Here is a 17,142-nt window from a genome sequence, read left to right as displayed (position 1 = left end):
GTCACCTCTCCTTCTGCAGGACGGACAGGGCGGCGATGAGTTCGGCCTGGGGTTCGGGGTGCACGTCGAGGGCGTCGAGCGGGGCGAGGCGGCGCTCGCGTTCGGCGTACAGGACGCGGTCGACGTGCTCGGTGAGCAGCCGTCCCGCACGGTCGCGCAGCCGCAGCGCGCCGTGGGCGCCGATGCGCTCGGCGAGCCGCTCCCCCGCGATCTTGGTGCGCCGGCCGCCGAGCAGCGCGGTGGCCACCAGGGCGGCGACGACCTCGGAGTCCGGGGCGACGCTGCGGTCGAGCTCGCGCACCTCGTCCTCGGCGTACTCCTCCAGCTCGCGCCGCCAGCGCCGGACGGCGAGGCCGATGCGGTGCTCGGCGCTTTCCATGGACGGGTCGCGGTCGGTGAGTCCGGGGGCGGCGGAGGCCGGCTCGCGGCGCCAGGCGTCGTCGACGCGTTCGTCGGCGGCGGTGACGGAGCAGAGCAGCAGGGCGGCGAGGCTCTCCACCAGGGCGTCCAGCAGTTCGTCGGCGGAGCAGTCGAGGGGGTAGGCGCGCCAGCGCTTGAGGGCGTCGCCGGCGAGGACGGCTCCGCTCTGCAGGCGTCCCCGTACGCGCGCGTGCTCGCTGTCGTACGCCGTGTCGACGGCGGAGGTCAGGCGCAGCGCGGCGGCGTACTGGGCGGCGGCGGCGCCGGCCAGTTCGGGCATGCGGGCCTTGAGGGAGTCGAGAAGGCCGTGAGCGGTGCGGGCCAGGGTGTGGCTGCGGGCGCCGGGGTCCTGGGCCTGGTGGAGGAGCCAGGCGCGCAGCGGGGCGACCGCGGTGGCCGGGAGCAGGCCGCCGCCCCAGGCCGACTCGGGCAGCTCGGGCACCGTGAACCGGGGTACGTCGCCTAGTCCGGCCTTGGTGAGGAGGGCGCCGTACTGTCGCGAGACCTCGGACACGACCGTGTGCGGGACCCGGTCGAGGACGGTCACCAGGGTGGCGTCGTACTCCTTGGCGGCGCGCAGCAGGTGCCAGGGGACGGCGTCGGCGTAGCGGGCGGCCGTGGTCACCATCACCCAGACGTCGGCGGCGCAGATGAGCTCTGCGGCGAGGACGCGGTTGTCGACGACCAGGGAGTCGATGTCGGGGGCGTCGAGCAGCGCGAGGCCGCGCGGGATGCTGTCGGCGGTCTCGACGCGCAGCACGCGCGCGGCGTTCTCGCCGGGCAGGAAGGGGTCGTCGCTGGGCTCCTGGTGCGGTACCCACTCTCGGGTGAGGTCGGGCAGCACGCGCATGCCGCTGAACCAGTGATGGTCCTCCGGATGACAGACCAGGACCGGCGTGCGGGTGGTCGGCCGCAGCACGCCCGCCTCGCTGACCCGGCGGCCCACCAGTGAGTTGACGAGGGTCGACTTCCCGGCGCCCGTGGATCCGCCCACCACGGCCAGAAGTGGCGCTTCGGGCTCTTTGAGGCGGGGCACCAGATAGTCGTCGAGCTGTGCGAGCAGTTCGTCGCGGTTGGCACGCGCGCGTGGAGCCCCCGCCAGGGGCAGCGGGAAGCGTGCGGCAGCGACACGGTCGCGCAGGGCGGAAAGTGTGTCGAGCAGCTGAGGCCGTACGTCCAAGGTCACCACATGCGAAGAATGCCCAATTTTAGGGGAATTCTGAAGCATATAGACATGTCTGCGTGCCGACAGGACACAACGGGCGGAAGGGGCGACTGGGACGGGGGCACAGTCCAGGCATAACGAGTGCACAACACCCGGTGCGTCGGGCGGCAAAAGCGATGCACGATTCGTACCTGCCTGCGATTATCAGGACCGCTTCACCGAACCTCCACATTGAGCCACGGAGGCGAAGCAACAGGGACACGGATCGGGGAGTTCTATCCTTGTCCCCGGCAACGTCACGGACCCGCCCCCACCAGGGCAGTGCGTACGAGGCCAGCACAGCCGGCCCCCGTAGCTCAGTGGATAGAGCAGGCGCCTTCTAAGCGCTTGGCCGCAGGTTCGAGTCCTGCCGGGGGCGCCACGTCTCCGCCCTCCTCCGGGAGGGCGTTTTTGCTGTTCAGGTGGGTGGCCACGGTGAATCCGCGGGGAAGTTCCGCAAGCGGACGGTGGCTCATTCCGTACCCACACCGATCATCGCGCCCTCTCACCCGACGAGATCACCCGGAGGGCCGACAGCCCGGCGGTCGGTCATCTCGCTTCCCCGTCCCGGTGGAGCCCCCGACGGACTCCTCGCACGACCGAGTCGGTCAGCTCCACGGCGCGGACCCCCAACCAGCCTCGCGGGGTTCTGAAGTGAGCCCATGTCATGTGCGGTCACAGGTCGGCGGTCAGGTCCGGAAATCCGGCCGGGCCGGCCTCGGTCAGTTCGGCCCAGACCGTCTTGCCCTGCCGGGCATGGCGGGTTCCCCAGCGTGCGGCGAGCTGGGCGACCAGCAGCAGGCCGCGGCCGCCCTCGTCGAAGGTGCGGGCCCTGCGCAGGTGCGGAACGGTGCCGCCGGCGTCGGAGACCTCGCACAGGACGGCGCGGGCGGGATCGTCGCCGGGCCGGTCGGGAAGCCGGGGGAGGATCAGGCGCAGCCGGACGGGCGGCCTGCCGTAGCGGATGGCGTTGGTGACGAGTTCGCTGACCACCAGTTCGGCGGCGAAGGCGAGTTCGTCCAGTCCCCAGGCGGCGAGCTGCCGTGCGACGCCGGAGCGGGCCGGGGCGACGGCCGCCGGGTCCGGTTCCAGGTCCCAGACGGCGACCCGGTCCGCGCCCAGGGTGCGGGGACGGACCAGCAGCAGCGCGACGTCGTCGTACGGCCGGTCGGTGGACAGCAGTGCCTGGAGCACCGTGTCGCAGGCCGCCTCCAGGGAGGCGGCGGGCCGGGCGAGGACCGCCCGCAGGGCGGCGAGGCCCTCCTCCACGTCGTGGTGGCGGCCTTCGAGCAGGCCGTCGGTGTACAGGGCGAGCAGACTGCCCTCCGGCAGGTCCGCCTCCACCGCCTCGAACGGCAGCCCGCCCAGGCCCAGCGGCGGTCCCGGCGGCAGGTCGAGGAGACCGGCGGTGCCGTCGCGGTGCACCACGGTGGGCAGCACATGGCCGGCGCGGGCCAGGCTGCAGCGGCCGGCGACGGGGTCGTAGACGGCGTACAGGCAGGTGGCGCCGATGTCCCCGGCCGACGCCCCGTCGGGACCCAGAACAGGACCGGGGCCGAGGTCGGAGCCGAGGCCGGGGCCGGAGCCGAGGCCGGGGCCAGGGTCGGGGCCGGAGCCGAAACCGGGGTCCGGGCCGGAGCCGAAACCGGGGCCAGGGCCGGGGCCGGAGCCGAAACCGGGGTCCGGGCCGGAGCCGAGGCCGGGGTCCGGATCCGGGTCGACGGCGGCCTCCGCGGAGAGCCGGATGACGACGTCGTCCAGGTGGGTCAGCAGTTCGTCGGGCGGCAGGTCGATGTCCGCGAGGGTACGGACGGCGGTGCGCAGCCGGCCCATCGTCGCGGCCGCGTGGATGCCGTGGCCGACGACGTCGCCGACCACCAGGGCGACCCGGGCGCCGGACAGCGGGATCACGTCGTACCAGTCACCGCCCACCCCGGCCCGGCCGCCGGCCGGCAGGTAGCGGCAGGCGACCTCCACGGCGGACTGCTCGGCGGTGCGCCGCGGCAGCAGGCTGCGCTGGAGGGTGAGGGCGGTGGCCCGGGCGTGGGTGTAGCGGCAGGCGTTGTCGACGGCGACGGCGGCCCGGGCCGCGATATCCTGCGCGAGGAGCAGGTCCTCGTCATCGAAGCGGGCGGGGTGGCGGTGCCGGGAGAACCGGGCGACACCGAGGGTGCTGCCGCGGGCGGTCAGCGGCACCACCAGCGTGGCGCGGTCCGCCTCGGTGTGCCGGGCGGGCCGTCCGGTGGCCAGGGCGCGGGCCGCCGGTGACCCGTCAGGGCAGCTGTGCAGCTCCTGCACCTTGACCGCCGGTTCCGGGCCGCCGCCCGCCGCGTACGTTCCCTGGGCGACCCGGCGCAGCAGGAACCGCTCCGCCGCCGGGGGATCGTGGCCGCGCACCACGGAGTCGAGCAGGTCGACGGTGACGAGGTCGGCGAAGTCCTCGGTGCCGAGGTCGGCCAGCTCCTGGGTGGTGCGGGCGATGTCCAGGGCGGTCCCGACCCGCAAGCCGGCCTCGTTGACCAGGGACATCCGCCACTGCAGGCGCCGGTCCCGTTCCTCCTGGAAGGCGAGGACGCCCTGCTCGGCGATGCGGTCGACGTACCGGGTGGACAGGGCGAGCAGCCGGCGCGCGGCCGCGTCGACCAGTTCGGGGTCGTCCGTCAGCCGGGGCAGTTCGGCGAGGAGGACGTCGAGGAAGACGCCCTCGCCGAGCCGGTGCGCCCGCAGCATCGCGGTGACGGGGATGCCGCGCCGGGCCAGCCTGCGGACACGGTCCACGTCGACCGGGGGCGGCTCCAGGGCCCGCAGGTCGAGTCCCGCCTCCAGGCCGGTCAGCACGCCGGCGACGTGGTCGGCGATGTTCTCGGAGGTCATCCGGGCGAGCTCCCGGTCCTCCCACAGCTCGGGGACCTCGGCGCGCAGGCACCGGACGACGTCCGCGACCAGCTCGTCCACCCGCGGGGCGAGTTCATGTGCGGCCCGGGAGACGAGCCCGTCGGCGGTGCCGTCCACACAGTCGACGGTACGCCCCGGGGGTGGCCGCTTCGCGACGACGCAGAGGCAGGCGTACACCACCGCCGCCAGGGACAGCACGGCGGCGGGCAGCGCCCGGGCGGCGGATCTCCGGGCGCAGGCGGAGCACCGCGGCCGCGGCCGTCGGCAGCGCATCACCCGAGGTGAATGGTGGATTCATCAGAACTGTGGCCGACATCGCCCCAGCGCTGGACTCTGCGCATGCCTACGTCAGCCCCGGTCGGCAACCGGTTCGAACGGCGCCGCGCCGAGACCCGTCAGGCGCTCGTGCGCGCGGCCCGGCGCATCCTCGTCGAGACCGGCGACACCAGCGCCGGCATCCAGGCGAACGCCGAACAGGCCGACGTCGGGTTCGGCTCCTTCCACAACCACTTCGGCTCCAAGGCGGAGCTGTTCGAGACGGCCGTGGTGGACGCCCTGGAGGAGTTCGGCCAGGCCTTCGACGAGCGGCTGACCGGGATCGACGACCCGGCGGAGCTGGTCGCCGCGGGTTTCCGGCTCAGCGCCCGGATGGCGCATTCGCACCCGGAGCTGATGCAGGTCCTGCGCCGCCGCGGCCTCGGGCACATCCACGCCGAGAACGGCCTGACCCAGGAGGGCGCTCCGGGACGTCCAGGTGGGCACGGCCTCCGGCCGCTTCACCGCCGTCGACCCGACCGTGGCCCTGTGCGCCCTCGGCGGCAGCCTGCTGTCCCTGGTGGAGCTGCGGTTCGCCCGCCCCGAGGCGGACGGCGACGAGGCCGCGGCGAACCTCGCCGAGATGGTCCTGCGCATGCTGGGCGTACCGCCGGACGACGCCCACGAGGTGGCCCGGCGCCCGCTGCCCGGACTCGGCTGACCGCCAGGGCCTGCCCTAGGACAGGCTGCCCTGGTCGCAGACCCGGCGGGCGACCTCGCGGAGCTTGACGTTGTTCTCCTGCGAGTAGCGGCGCAGCACGTCGAAGGCCTGTTCCTCGGTGAGGCGGTGACTGCCCATGAGGATGCCCATGGCCTCGCCGATCAGGTGGCGGGTGGCGACGGCCTGCTCCAGCTGGGCCTGGGTGCGGGCGCTGGAGAAGGCGACCGCCGCGTGCGAGGCCAGCAGCCAGCCGGCCAGCTCACCGGCCTCGGTGAAGGCGCCGGGCCGGTGGGAGTAGATGTTCAGCGCGCCGAGTTCCTCGTCCTCGGTGTACAGCAGGAAGCCCATCATGCTGCCGACGCCGAGCCGGTGGATCTCGGGGGCGAAGGCGGGCCAGCGCGGCTGCTCCCGGGTGAGGTCCCGGATCCGGAACACCCGCTCCCCCGCCCTGGTACGGGCGGCGTCGAAGCAGGGCCCCTCACCCAGCCGCTCCTGCAACCGGTCGCTGTCGACGACCAGTTGCCCGGTGGGCGCGAGCGTCCGCACCTTCCCGCCGTGCAGCACCAGGATGCCGGCCGCCTCGCAGCCCTCCACGAGCTCCACGGCCGAGCCGGTGATCCGGGCCAGGGTGGCGTCGACCGACTCCTGCGCCAGGAGATCCCGCGCCATCGCCGCGAGCTGCTGCGCGAACCGGGCCCAGTCCACCACGCCCGCCACCTCCCGGTCGGTTGCGCCGAAGCCGCGCCCTCAGCATGCCACGCCCACCGGACCGTACCCACGAGGCGCCCGCCGCGCGGGGGCGCGTGGTTCAGGCCCCGACGGGCCCCTCCGGCCCGGCCCCGGCGGCGATCTCGGCGGCGATCTCGTCGACCACCGTGCGGGCCTGCTTCTCGGGGACCCCGGCCGCGATGAGGCCGGCGACGGCCGTGCGGGTGCCGTCGTCCTCGAACGTTCCGCTGTTGACCTCTTCCAGCAGGGCGATCGTCATGCCCTCCAGGGCGGCGCCGAGCACAGCGGGCGGGAGGTGGGGGTGGAAGACGCCGTCCCGCTGGCCGCGCTCCACGACGGCCGTGGCCCGGACCCGGGCGGGCCGGAGGACCTCGGCGACGCGTTCCGCGCCCAGGTCCCGGTGGGCGAGGGCCACCAGCATCCGGTAGCGGTCGCCCACCGGCCACATCGACAGGGAGAAACGCGCGAGGGCCCGGTCGGCCGGCTCCGCCGGCTCCGCGCCCCGCGCCACGGCGGCCTGGAGCGTCTCGGCGGCCTCCTCGGCCAGCGCCTCCAGGAGCGCGGCCCGGCCCGGGAAGTGCCCGAAGAGGGTGCGCCGTACGACACCGGAGGCGCGGGCCAGTTCCTCCAGGGTGATGTCGGGGTTCCGGCCGAGCTCCTGGCGGGCGGTGGCCAGGATGCGCGCCCGGTTGGACCGTGCGTTGCGACGCTGCGGCACGCGGCCGACGGGCTGGGACACGGACAACCTCGATGAAGACCGGACGGACGACGGGCGCCCTCATTCTGACATGGGCGGCCCATGGCGATGGACAACGTTGTCAGGAGCCGGGCACCCGATGCCACCGGTGGCCGCGTGCGGGTGCGCCCGATGCCACCGGTGGGCGTCCCGACGTCGTCCCACCGGTGACGTCGCCATGGGGCTCAGGTCCGGTCGACCAGCTCGCTCAGGGTCGCGGCCAGTTCGCCCACCGACTGCTCGCGCAGCAGGTGGTGGGCCGGTACCGGGATGTTCAGGGCCGACTCCAGGGTGCGCTGGAGGGTCAGCGCGGTGAGGGAGTCGATGCCCTGGGTGTAGAGGGGGCGGTTGCGGGCGATGCGGTGGGCCGGGGGGATGTCCAGGTGCTGGGCCAGGTTGCGGCAGAGGAACGTCTCGAACGCCTGCCTGCGGTCGTCGCCGGAGGTGTCGCGCAGGGCGCCCAGGTTCAGCGCGGTCGTCGGTGTGCCTGACACGGTCTCATCGTCCTTTCGGGTGGCGTGGTCGGGGCTGGGAACTGCGCAGTTCGCGGGGGTCGGGGCCGGGACGCGGGCCGGCGCCGTCGGACCACACCAGCCGGAACCGCCAGCGGTGCAGCCGCCAGCCGTCCGGGGTGCGGACCGCCTCGCCCTCGCTGCAGCCGCCGATGTCGAAGCGGCCGTCCGGGTCCGGGCCGTCCTCGTGGTGCACGTGGGACGCGACGAGGTGGACGCGGATCCGGGCGGTGTCCCCCGACACCCGGATGCCGTAGTTGGCGGCCAGGTGGTGGGTGCGGGCGAAGCGGGACTTGCGGTCGTGGTGGAAGGCGGCGGCCCGGTCGCGGCCCTCGACGGTGCCGACCGGGAACTCCAGGCGGCAGTCCGGGGTGAAGACCGTGGCCGGCCAGGTGGGGTCGAAGCCGTGGTCGTCCTGGGTGTCGAGCAGCGTGATGTAGCGGTCGACCAGCTCGGCGACCGCCGCGCGGTCGGCGAGGGCTCCGAACTCGGTGCGCAGGGCGTCGAGTTCGGAGCGGAGTTCGGCGACCGTGTCGGTGCGGTCGGGGGACGGGGAGGTCATGGGGTCCGGGACTCCGATTCGGTCGGGGATGCGGGCGAGGGGGCCGGCCGACTGGCAGTGCCGCGACAGGCCGTCGGCCGGCTGCGGCGCCGTCGTGGCTGGTCGCGCGGTTCCTCCCCCAGCCTTCGGCCGGGGGTACCCCCAGCGCCCCTGCCGGGGCGCTGCCCAGGCGGGCCCGCTCATGCCGCCCGGCCGCCGGTGACGCGCCAGCCGCGGGGGTCGCGGTGCGTCGCGAGGCGTTCCGGACGGCGCCAGGCGGCCACCGGGCGGGGCTCCAGGGGGCAGGGGGCCACCGCGGCCAGGGCGGCGGCGCGGGCGAGCAGGACGGTGGTGAGGGCGGCGAGCTCGGCGGGGCTCGCCTGCCCCTTGACGACCCTGATGACCAGGGCGCCCTCCGCACCGTCCGTGCTCTCCGGCGCGCTCACTGCGGCGGGTTGCCGTGCTTGCGGCACGGCAGGTCGGCCTGCTTGCTGCGGAGCATCGCGAGGGCGCGGATCAGGGTGGAGCGGGTCTCGCGCGGATCGATCACGTCGTCGATCAGACCGCGCTCGGCCGCGTAGTAGGGATGCATCAGCTCCGCCTGGTACTCCTTGATCTTCTGCGCGCGGGTCGACTCGGGGTCGTCCGCGGCCGCGATCTCCCGGCGGAAGATGACGTTCGCCGCGCCCTCGGCGCCCATCACGGCGATCTCGTTGGACGGCCAGGCGAGGGCGAGGTCGGTGCCGATGGACCGGGAGTCCATGACGATGTACGCGCCGCCGTACGCCTTGCGCAGCACCAGGGAGATCCGCGGCACGGTGGCGTTGCAGTACGCGTAGAGCAGCTTGGCTCCGCGCCGGATGATGCCGTTGTGCTCCTGGTCCACGCCCGGCAGGAAGCCCGGCACGTCGATCAGGGTGACCAGCGGGATGTTGAAGGCGTCGCAGAACTGCACGAACCGCGCCGCCTTTTCGCTCGCGTCGATGTCCAGGACCCCGGCGGAGGAGGCCGGCTGGCTGGCGACGAGGCCGACGACCTCGCCGTCGAGCCGGGACAGCGCGCACACCACGTTGGTCGCCCAGCCGGGCTGGATCTCGAAGTAGTCGCCGTCGTCGACGATCTCCTCGATGACGGTCCGGATGTCGTAGACCCGCCCGGGGTCGTCCGGGACCAGTTCCACCACCCGGTCGGTACGGCGGTCGGCCGGGTCGGTGGTCGCCGAGCGGGGCGGCAGGTCACGGTTGTTGGACGGCAGCAGCGACAGCAGGTGCCGTACGTCCTCCATGCAGCTGCGCACGTCGTCGTAGGCGAAGTGGGCCACGCCGGAGGCACCGGCGTGGACATCGGCGCCGCCGAGGTCGTTCTGGGTGATCTCCTCGCCGGTCACCGCCTTCACCACGTCCGGTCCCGTGATGAACATCTGGGAGATGTCCCGGACCATGAAGACGAAGTCGGTCAGGGCGGGCGAGTAGGCGGCGCCGCCCGCGCACGGCCCGAGCATCACGCTGATCTGCGGGATCACTCCGGAGGCGCGGGTGTTGCGCTGGAAGATGCCGCCGTACCCGGCGAGCGCGGAGACGCCCTCCTGGATCCGGGCGCCGGCGCCGTCGTTCAGCGACACCAGCGGGGCCCCGGCCGCCATGGCCATGTCCATGATCTTGTGGATCTTCTGGGCATGGGCCTCGCCGAGGGCGCCGCCGAAGATGCGGAAGTCGTGCGCGTAGACGAAGACGGTACGGCCGTGGACGGTGCCCCAGCCGGTGATGACGCCGTCGGTGTACGGCCGCTTCTTCTCCAGGCCGAAGCCGGTGGCACGGTGCCGGCGGAGCATCTCGACCTCGTTGAACGAACCCTCGTCGAGCAGGAGTTCGATACGTTCGTACGCGGTGAGCTTGCCCTTGGCGTGCTGGCGCTCGGTGGCGAGGGGGTCGCCGTGCCGGGCGGCCTCCTTCATCAGGCCGAGCTCCTCGATGCGCTCGGCGGCGGTCCACTGGCCGCGGTGCTCACGGTCGTGCAGGCTCGGGCGGCCGGCCACCGGACCGGCTTTCTGTTCGAGTGACATTGGCGGGTCACGCTCCCCAGTCGGATACTCGGGTGGTCACGCCCACGGCCACGGCTACGGGCACGCCCACCGTCCCGTCGGCGTCCAGGTCGACCGTCCCGCCCGCGTACAGCGCGGCCGGCGGCACCCAGCGGACGGTGACCTGTTCCGGTGCCGTGCCGCGCACCGCGACGGCCGCGTTGTGCCGGGGTCCGGACGGCAGGTCGAGCAGCGTCCAGCCGACCGGCCTGCGGCGCGGGTCGGCGCCCAGGTAGTCGTGGCCGGGGTCGCGGGAGAGCCCGGTGCCGAGCGCCTTGAGATAGGCCTCCTTGCGCGTCCACAGCCGCCCGAAGGCAGCGCGCCGCTCCCCGGCGTCGCCGAGCGCGGCCAGCTCGGCCTGCTCCCCCGGGTGCAGGGCTGGGGTGCAGACCTCGACGGTCTCGGCCCGCGGCAGCCGCTCCACGTCGGCGCCGACGACCGTACGGGAGACGGCGACCACGGCCATGCCGTGGCTGTGCGCGAGGGAGAAGTGCAGCGGCGGGTCGGGGTGGGCGACCGCCGGCCGGCCGTGCGGCTCGGCGCAGCCCGGGCAGGGCTCCCGCACGAACGGCACGTCCTGCGGGGGCCGCCCCAGGTAGCCGCCGAGCAGCCGACGCAGGGCGACGTGCGCGGAGGCGTACGTCACCCCGTCCGTGGGCCGTACGAAGGACGCGGTCCGCCGGCGCTCCGCCTCGCTCAGCTCGGACAGGTCGAGCAGCTCGGCCGCGGTTTCCAGGGCGGCCCGGCGGACCAGCCAGACGTCCAGCTGCCCGGCGGCGGGCAGTCTCGGCTCGACGGCGAGGGTGGCCGTGCCGAACTCCAGGACCGGCATCTCCCCGATCACCTCGGGCTCGGCACGTCGTGCGCGACCAGGTGGTGCCGGCCCCGGCCTGCGTGCTTGTGCGGGCTGTCCTCCGGGCCGAGCTGGCCGGCCAGGCAGTCGACCAGCTCGGCGGCGCTGTTGGCGCGCAGCAGCCGGTTGAGGTTGACGTCGACACGCAGCGCGGCCTCCATGCGGCGCTGGAGTTCCAGGCCGTTGATGGAGCCGATGCCGAGGCTGTTCATCGGGCGGCCCACGGTGTCGATGCTGTCCGGTGCCACGCGCAGCACCCGGGCGAGTTCGCCGCGCACGTACGCGTCGATGAGCCGGGTGCGCTCGGCGAGGCCGACGGAGGCGAGGTGCGCGAGGCTGGGCGGCACCACCTCGACGATCTTGTCGCGCTCGAACTCGTAGTCCAGATCGTCGAGTTCGTCGTCCAGGTCGTCGAAGACCCAGGTCTGCGTTGTCTGGTCCATGGTCATTCCCCGTGGTGGAGTGAGGAGGGTGGGGTGCGGATCAGGCCGGTGAGGCCGACGAGCAGGCCCAGGAAGCCGAGGGCGGCGACCAGGGTCAGTGCCGGCCGGCAGGCCGCCGCCGCGGCGGCCGGACCCGCGCCGGGGGCCGGCGCGTGGGCGGCGAGCAGGGCGGCGACGAGCGCGACCGCGAGGACCGCGGCGAGCTGGACGGCCGTCTGGTACAGGCCGCTGCCGGTGAGCCGGTCGGCGGGGGCGAGGCGGGACATCGCCTGCATGTTGAGTGCGGCGAAGGAGAGTACGAAGGCGGCGCCGACGAAGAGGAGGGTCGGCAGCATCCGGCCCTGGTAGTCCAACGGCCATGCGTGCGGCCGGAGTTGGAGCAGTCCGCCCGCGAAGGCGCAGGCGGCGCCGGCCACGATGAGGCGGGGGGCGCCGAACGTGGCGACCAGGCGGCCGGAGGCCAGCGCGGTGAGCGCCGGGGGCGCGGCGGCCGGGAGCAGGGCGAACGCCGTGTGGAGGGGGGACCAGCCGGCGAGGGTCTGGGTCTGGTACGTCAGGACGAACAGGAGTCCCAGGTAGGAGCCGTTGAGGCAGGCTGCGCCGAGGGCGGAGCGGATGAGAGTGGGGTTGCCGCGCAGGGGGGCGGTGTTCAGGAGGGGAGCCGGGGCGTGCCGCTCTACTCGCCAGAGCAGCAGGAGGAGGAGGGCGGCCGCGGTGAGCGGTCCGACGGCTCTCGGGTCGCTCCAGCCGTGGTCAGGGAGTTGGGTGATGCCCTGGACCAGGGCCAGGAGGGCCGCCAGCAAGGTGAGGGCACCGGGGATGTCGTAGCGCTGTGCCGTCGCGGTCATGGTGCGGCGCCGGGGAGGCTGGTCGCGCAGTTCCCCGCGCCCCTGTGGGGCGCTCTCGCCGTCCCTTCCTGGAGCGCTCAGGTCAGTCCCCTTCGGGGCGCTCTCCGCGGGCCTTCTTGGACCGCTCAGGTCAATCCCCTTCGGGGCGCTCTCCGCGGGCCTTCTTGGACCGCTCAGGTCAGCCCCCTTTGGGGTGCTCTCGTCGGCGCCTCTCGGTATCAGGCGCAGGCCGAACGCGAAGAGCAGCAGTACCACCGGGGCCGGGAAGGCGAAGGCCCAGCGCCAGGAGGTTTGTGTCAGCCAGCCGGAGAGGAGGAGGCCTGCTGTGAAGCCGCCTGCGCCGAAGAGGGTGTAGACGGAGACCGCCCGGGAGCGGGGGCGGCCCTCCGGGAAGGTGGCGGTGATGATGGCGAGGCCGGTGGGGGCGGTCAGGGCGGCGCAGAAGCCTTTGGTCAGTCGGGTGGCGAGGAGCAGCCAGGGGTCGTGGGCGAGGGCGCTGAGGGCGGAGGCGGCGGCGAAGGCGAGGAGGGCCGCCAGGTAGACGCGGCGGCGGCCGAGGAGGGTCACCACGCGGGCGCCGAAGAGGAGCAGGCCGCCGAAGCCGGCGGCGAAGCCGGTCATCGCCCACTGGGTGACGGTCGGCGGCTGCCCCAGGTCCGTGCCGATGGCGGGCAGCGCCACCACCGCCACGGACACTTCCAGCGCGTCGATGAGCATGTTGCCGGCGAGGACGAGCAGCAGCCCCCACAGCCGGGGGCCGAACCGCTCGTCCGTGCCGGCGGCGACCGGTGCCGGAAGGGTCCTGGTCACCGCGTCACCCGAGGAGTGTGCCGCCGCTCGCGTCGACGAAGGAGCCGGTGACCCAGCGGGCGTCGTCGGAGACGAGGAAGGCGATGACGTCGGCGACGTCCTGCGGCTCGCCGACACGGTTGAAGGCGGACAGCGCGGACATGGCCTCTACGGCCTCGGGAATGTCGAACAGCGGGTTGCCGTTGCGGGTGATGCCCGGCGCGACGCTGTTCACGGTGATCCCGCGCGGACCGAGCAACTTGGCGTAATGGAGCGCTAGTTGCTCCACGGCGCCCTTGCTCATGGCGTAGGCGATCTCGTCCGGGTTGGCGAACCGGGTCAGCCCGGAGGAGATGTTCACGATCCGGCCGCCGTCGGGCATGTCGGCGAGCGCCCGCTGGATGACGAAGAACGGCGCCTTGGCGTTGACGGCGAAGATCCGGTCGAACTCCTCCGGGGTGGTGTCCTCGGCCTTGACCCCGCCCATCACTCCGGCGTTGTTGACCAGGATGTTCAGCTCGGTCTCGCCGGTGCGCTCCTTGAGTCCCGCCTCCAGGGCGAGGAACAGCTCGTGGACGTCGCCGGGCGTGCCCAGTTCGGCCCCGACGGCGAACGCCCGCCCGCCGTCCTTCTCTATCCCGGCGACCACCTCGGCGGCGGCCTCCGCGCTGCTGCCGTAGTGCACGGCGACCAGGGCGCCGTCGGCGGCCAGCCGTTCGGCGGTGGCCCGGCCCATGCCCCGGCTGGCGCCGGTGACGAGGGCGGTCTTTCCGGCCAGGTTGCCCATCTTCCTTCTCCTGACGGTTGGTTGTGGTGTGCGGGGGACGCGTGGGTCGGGTGCGAACCAGCGGCCGAGGGCCTCGTGCAGGCCGTCCTCCGCCGCGTCGCCGGCCCAGGCGACGTAGCCGTCCGGCCGTACGAGCACGGCGGCCAGGCCGTCGAGGGGCCCTGCGGGACGGGTGACGACCGTGTCCACCGACGCGGACCGGTCCGCCGCCGCCCCGCCGAGCGCCGGGTCGGTCACGAGCAGCAACCCGCGGGCGGAGTGGAGCAGTTCGGCCGTGGTCGCCCCCGAGTCGAGCCGCGTGTCGGGCAGCCGCGCGCCGACCAGCACGTTCTCGTCGTCCCCGTACCGCACGTCGAGGCCGCTGATCGTCCCGGCGAGGTGCGCCCGGACCGGCTCGTACGAGGTGAGTTCGCCGACGACCGAACGCAGGGACTCCACCTCGGGCCCGCCGAGCAGCAGCCGGGCCTGGGCGCGGATGGTGGACAGGACACGGCGCCCGACGGCGTGCCGTTCGTCGTGGTAGCTGTCCAGCAGCCCCGCCGGGGCCCGGCCGAGGACGGTGGCCGCGAGCTTCCAGCCGAGGTTCACGGCGTCCTGGAGGCCGAGGTTGAGGGCCTGCCCGCCGATCGGCATCTGCTGGTGGGCCGCGTCGCCGGCGAGCAGCACCCGGCCCGCGCGGTAGTGCTCGGCCTGCCGGGAGGCGTCGCCGAAGGAGTTCACCCACAGCGGGGTGCCGTGGCCGATGTCCTCGCCGGTGACGTCCCGCCAGGCACTGACGATGTCGGCGAAGCGGGCCTCGCCCGCGCGCGGCGGGGTGCCGAAGCGGTGGACCATCACCCGGGTGACGCCGTCCCCGCGCCGGGCGGCGATGGCGAGCCCGTTCGGCAGCCGCTGGAACCGCCGGTTCGGGATGTCGATGCCGTCGACGTCGGCGCGGATCAGCTCCCGTTCGGCGTCGTTGCCGGGGAAACCGATGCCCGCGAGGCGCCGGACGGCCGACCCCTCGCCGTCGCAGCCGACGGCGTAGCGGGCCGTGAACTCACGGCGGGTGCCATGGTGTTCTGCGACGACCCGGACGCGGTCCTGCTCCTGCACGAGGTCCAGGACCTCATGGCCCCGTAGCACCCGCGCCCCGAGCCGCTCGGCCCACGCGCCGAGGAGTTCCTCGGTGCGGGTCTGCGGGACCTTCCACTGCCCGGGGTGGCTGCTGGGCAGGGTGAGGTCGAGGGGGAGGCCGCCGAAGTGGCCGCGGGGCTCGTTCGGCGGCGGCTCGGGGTCGGCGAGGCCGCCGGGACCGTCCAGCAGCCCGCGCTGCCGCAGCAGTTCCATCGTCCGTGCGTGCAGGGTGGACGCCCGGGACTCCGTCGTCGGGGCGGCCAGCCGTTCCAGGACGGTCACGTCGGCGCCGCCGAGGCGCAGTTCCCCGGCGAGCATCAGCCCGACGGGTCCGGCGCCGACCACCAGGACGTGCGTGTCGACCGCGTCGGCACCGGCCATCGGTCAGCGCCTCGCTTCGGCGTACGCCTTGGCGTGGTTCAGGGTGGCGCGGCTGTTGGTGCTGAGCGCGCCCTGCACGTACTCACGGGCCTCGGCGACGCCCGCCTCGGGACCGAGGATCTTCGCGATGTTCTCGGGGCGCAGCACGACGGTGTGCTGCGAGGAGGCGAAGGTGCCCTCGTCGGTCTCGCGGAAGGTCCAGTAGCCGGTGTGCAGGTTCATCAGGGCCGGCAGGGTGGTCTGCTTGTAGGCGATCTTCCGGCCGTCCAGGCAGACCCGGTACGACTTGGTGGTGTGCGTCGAGCCGTCCTTGGCGCGGGTGTCCATCTCCAGGGTCTGCAGGCCCGGGGTGTCCTCGGTGAGCCGGACGGTCGCCACGTGCGGCAGTCGCTCGGACCAGCGGTCGGCCTCGTTCACGAAGTCGTAGAGGTCCTTGGCGGCCCCCTCGACCCGGACGGTGTCCTCGAAGGAGAACGTCAGCTCCTGCGAGGCGGTGGCGAGTTCGACATTGGTCTTCAGCGCGGCGAGCTCGGAGCGGGAGTTGCGGTCGACGGCCTCGTCGATCCAGGCCAGCCCCGCCGGGTCGTCGCCGACGGCGGTGTAGTCGTGCAGCAGCCGCACCCGGGAGGTGGCCGCGTCGAGGGGCTCGATGATCCAGGTGCCGCCCATGCTCGCGACGGGCGGGGTGGAGACGGTCTGGCGGAAGGTGATCCGCAGGCCCTCGGGGTCCAGGACGCGGCGCGAGGTCCAGTTCTTGGCCTCGCCGTTGGCGGTGGCCCAGATCCCGATCAGCTCCTCGTTCCCGGAGCGCTCCAGGTGGTCGACGTAGATGGTCGGCGGGAAGATCCGCGGCCAGTTGGCCACGTCGGCGATCAGCCGGTAGACCTCGGCGGCCGGCGCCGAGATCGTGACCTCGTGCTCGACTTCCTTCGGCTCGGACATGGGTGAACTCCTAGAAGATGCCGGGGTTTTCAGAAGTTGCCGAGGCCGCCGCAGACGTTGAGGGCCTGTGCGGTGATGGAGGCGGCGGTGTCGGAGGCGAGGTAGCCGACAAGCCCGGCGACCTCCTCGGGGGTCGAGTAGCGGCCGAGCGGGATCTTCGCCGTGAACTTGTCGAGGATGGCGTCCTCGCTGGTGTCGTAGGCGGCGGCGTAACCGGCGCGCACGCGCTGCGCCATGGGCGTCTCGACGTACCCCGGGCAGACGGCGTTGACGGTGATGCCGGTGGGGGCCAGCTCGTTGCCGAGGGCCTTGGTGAACCCGACCACCCCGTGCTTGGAGGCGGAGTACGGCGCCCCGAGCACGACGCCCTGCTTGCCGGCCGTGGACGCGATGTTGATGATCCGCCCCCGGCTCTTCTCCCGCATGCCGCCGGTGGTGAGGGCGGCGCGGGTGAGGCGGAAGACGCTGTTGAGGTTGGTCTCGACGACGTCGTACCAGAGCTCGTCGTCGATGTCGGCGGTCACGCCGCCGCCGGACCGCCCGGCGTTGTTGACCAGCACGTCGACGGTGCCGTACCGCTCGACGGCGGCCCGCACGAAGTTCTCGATGGACAGCGCGGACCGCACGTCGAGGGTGGTCCCGTCGACGTCGAGGTCCTCCGCGCGCAGTTCCTTGACGGTCCGCTCGACGTTCCCGGCGTCGCGGGAGCCGATGAAGACGCGGTGGCCCTGCCGGGCCAGCAGCCGCGCCGAGGCGAGACCGATTCCGCTGGTGGCCCCGGAGACCAGGGCGACCCTCTGCTGCTGTTCGGACATGTCTGCAGCTCCCTTTCAGGGCATGGGGGAGCCGCCGGCGCCCGGTCAGGGCGGGCGCCGGCGGCCGGAGGGGGT

14 protein-coding genes, 1 tRNA gene and 1 pseudogene are annotated in these 17,142 nt (G+C 73.6%); 2 read left to right on the top strand and 14 right to left on the bottom strand.

The window, feature by feature from the left end; translation table 11 throughout:
• Position 1: 1 nt before the first annotated feature.
• Positions 2-1,609, bottom strand: coding sequence for a dynamin family protein (locus ACFY6U_RS20010; RefSeq protein WP_390039945.1), 1,608 nt, complete (start codon positions 1,607-1,609; stop codon positions 2-4).
• A gap of 321 nt (positions 1,610-1,930) precedes the next feature.
• Between ACFY6U_RS20010 and ACFY6U_RS20005 the strand changes: the two genes are divergently transcribed.
• Positions 1,931-2,006: transfer RNA gene (locus ACFY6U_RS20005), tRNA-Arg, on the top strand.
• Between the two features lie 293 nt (positions 2,007-2,299).
• Here ACFY6U_RS20005 and ACFY6U_RS20000 read toward each other — a convergent pair.
• The gene (locus tag ACFY6U_RS20000) at positions 2,300-4,636 is read right to left on the bottom strand and encodes a SpoIIE family protein phosphatase (RefSeq protein WP_390039943.1); all 2,337 of its coding nucleotides are present in this window, start codon (positions 4,634-4,636) and stop codon (positions 2,300-2,302) included.
• 222 nt (positions 4,637-4,858) lie between these two features.
• On the opposite strand from ACFY6U_RS20000, the pseudogene ACFY6U_RS19995 reads away from it, so the two are divergent.
• Positions 4,859-5,495, top strand: a pseudogene (locus ACFY6U_RS19995) (TetR/AcrR family transcriptional regulator).
• A 15-nt stretch (positions 5,496-5,510) separates the two neighbouring features.
• Here the strand turns inward: ACFY6U_RS19995 and ACFY6U_RS19990 are convergent.
• The 12 genes from ACFY6U_RS19990 to fabG form a co-directional block, all read right to left on the bottom strand.
• Complete coding sequence (locus ACFY6U_RS19990; protein WP_390040434.1) at positions 5,511-6,200, bottom strand: GAF and ANTAR domain-containing protein; 690 nt, start codon at positions 6,198-6,200, stop codon at positions 5,511-5,513.
• 103 nt (positions 6,201-6,303) lie between these two features.
• On the bottom strand, positions 6,304-6,963 hold the full coding sequence (locus ACFY6U_RS19985; protein WP_390039941.1) for a TetR/AcrR family transcriptional regulator: 660 nt from the start codon (positions 6,961-6,963) through the stop codon (positions 6,304-6,306).
• 182 nt (positions 6,964-7,145) lie between these two features.
• Positions 7,146-7,454 carry an acyl carrier protein gene (locus tag ACFY6U_RS19980; RefSeq protein WP_351500880.1) on the bottom strand — a complete coding sequence of 103 codons (309 nt, stop codon included), beginning with the start codon at positions 7,452-7,454 and terminating at the stop codon, positions 7,146-7,148.
• Positions 7,455-7,458: 4 nt separating this feature from the next.
• Positions 7,459-8,034 carry a nuclear transport factor 2 family protein gene (locus tag ACFY6U_RS19975; protein ID WP_390039939.1) on the bottom strand — a complete coding sequence of 192 codons (576 nt, stop codon included), beginning with the start codon at positions 8,032-8,034 and terminating at the stop codon, positions 7,459-7,461.
• 179 nt (positions 8,035-8,213) lie between these two features.
• A complete protein-coding gene (locus ACFY6U_RS19970; protein ID WP_390039937.1) occupies positions 8,214-8,459 on the bottom strand; it encodes an acyl-CoA carboxylase epsilon subunit in 246 nt (81 codons plus the stop codon).
• On the bottom strand, positions 8,456-10,075 hold the full coding sequence (locus ACFY6U_RS19965; RefSeq protein WP_390039935.1) for an acyl-CoA carboxylase subunit beta: 1,620 nt from the start codon (positions 10,073-10,075) through the stop codon (positions 8,456-8,458). Before ACFY6U_RS19965 ends, ACFY6U_RS19970 begins: the two co-directional genes overlap by 4 nt.
• Before the next feature lie 7 nt (positions 10,076-10,082).
• Entirely contained in the window at positions 10,083-10,925 is an 843-nt protein-coding gene (locus ACFY6U_RS19960) for a 4'-phosphopantetheinyl transferase family protein (protein WP_390039933.1), read from the bottom strand.
• Between the two features lie 8 nt (positions 10,926-10,933).
• Positions 10,934-11,389, bottom strand: coding sequence for an acyl carrier protein (locus ACFY6U_RS19955; protein WP_390039931.1), 456 nt, complete (start codon positions 11,387-11,389; stop codon positions 10,934-10,936).
• A 2-nt stretch (positions 11,390-11,391) separates the two neighbouring features.
• Positions 11,392-13,047 (bottom strand): MFS transporter, encoded by a 1,656-nt coding sequence (locus tag ACFY6U_RS19950; protein ID WP_390039929.1) that lies wholly within the window; start codon positions 13,045-13,047, stop codon positions 11,392-11,394.
• Between the two features lie 4 nt (positions 13,048-13,051).
• Positions 13,052-15,310, bottom strand: coding sequence for an SDR family oxidoreductase (locus ACFY6U_RS19945; protein ID WP_390039927.1), 2,259 nt, complete (start codon positions 15,308-15,310; stop codon positions 13,052-13,054).
• A 3-nt stretch (positions 15,311-15,313) separates the two neighbouring features.
• Positions 15,314-16,252 carry an aromatase/cyclase gene (locus ACFY6U_RS19940; RefSeq protein WP_390039925.1) on the bottom strand — a complete coding sequence of 313 codons (939 nt, stop codon included), beginning with the start codon at positions 16,250-16,252 and terminating at the stop codon, positions 15,314-15,316.
• Positions 16,253-16,281: 29 nt separating this feature from the next.
• A complete protein-coding gene (gene fabG, locus ACFY6U_RS19935; RefSeq protein WP_390039923.1) occupies positions 16,282-17,067 on the bottom strand; it encodes a 3-oxoacyl-ACP reductase FabG in 786 nt (261 codons plus the stop codon).
• Between the last annotated feature and the right edge of the window lie 75 nt (positions 17,068-17,142).

It is taken from the genome of Streptomyces sp. NPDC013157, assembly GCF_042899865.1.
Lineage (GTDB): Bacteria > Actinomycetota > Actinomycetes > Streptomycetales > Streptomycetaceae > Streptomyces.
This window is presented reverse-complemented; position numbering and strand designations above follow the sequence as displayed.